At 77.2% G+C, this 913-nt stretch carries 2 protein-coding genes; both read left to right on the top strand.

Annotated features, from left to right (window positions below):
• Nucleotides 1-268, top strand: a 268-nt coding sequence (locus OZN99_RS32515) for an SPOR domain-containing protein (protein WP_270939311.1), incomplete at its 5' end; no start/stop codon positions are given.
• 66 nt (nt 269-334) lie between these two features.
• Nucleotides 335-913 (top strand): NeuD/PglB/VioB family sugar acetyltransferase (locus OZN99_RS32510; RefSeq protein ID WP_270939310.1); only part of this gene is annotated, 579 nt, incomplete at its 3' end.

The raw sequence follows: 913 nt of genomic DNA, 5'->3' as shown, positions 1-913 counted from the left end.
CGCGACGCCGTCCATCGCGACGGGCGGTGGCTGGGGCGTGCAGGTCGGCGCCTTCGCCTCGGAGAACCTGGCACGCGGCGCGGCCGGCCAGGCCCGCGACCAGATCGGCGGCAGCGGCACGCGCGTGGTGGTGGAGCCGGTGACGCAGGGCAGCTCGCGCCTGTTCCGGGCGCGGGTGGTCGGGCTGGCCAACCGCGGTGCAGCCGAGCAGGCCTGCGACCGGCTGCGCGGCCGCGGCGCCTGCATGATCGTCTCGCCCGGCGCGTGACGGACGCGGCATGAACGCATCGCGTTCATGCCGCCTTCGCCTGACGCCGTTCCGCCTGACGCGATCATGATGCGCGTCGCCGTCCTCGGTGCCGGCGGGCACGCCAAGCCGGTGATCGAGACGCTGCGCGCGATGGGCGCGGAGGTCGCCGGCGTGCTGGACGACGCGCCGCGCGGCACCGTGCTGGGCGCGCCGCAGCTCGGCACCCTGGCCGACCTGGCGCGCCTGCGAGAAGACGGCATCGGCCATGCCGCCATCGCGATCGGCCACAATGCGACGCGCGCGGCACTCGGCGAGGCCTGCACCCGGATCGGCCTGGCGCTGCCGGCGGTGATCCATCCCGCCGCGCTGGTCTCGCCCTCCGCGCGGATCGGGGCGGGGGCTCAGGTCATGGCGCGCGCGGTGATCGGGCCGGAGGCGGTGCTCGGCGCGCTCGTCCTCGTGAACTCCGGCGCGATCGTCGAGCATGACTGCCGGCTGGACGAGGCGGCGCATGTTGGCCCGGGCGCGGTGCTCTGCGGCTTCGTGCAGGTCGGCGCGCGCGCGCTGGTCGGGGCCGGTGCGGTGGCGCGGCCCTCCGTCTCCGTCGGCGCCGACGCGGTGGTGGCGCCGGGGGCCGCGGTGGCGGAGGACGTGCCGCAGGGC

The organism is Falsiroseomonas oryzae (genome assembly GCF_027856955.1).
GTDB classification, from domain to species: domain Bacteria; phylum Pseudomonadota; class Alphaproteobacteria; order Acetobacterales; family Acetobacteraceae; genus Falsiroseomonas; species Falsiroseomonas oryzae.
This window is presented reverse-complemented; position numbering and strand designations above follow the sequence as displayed.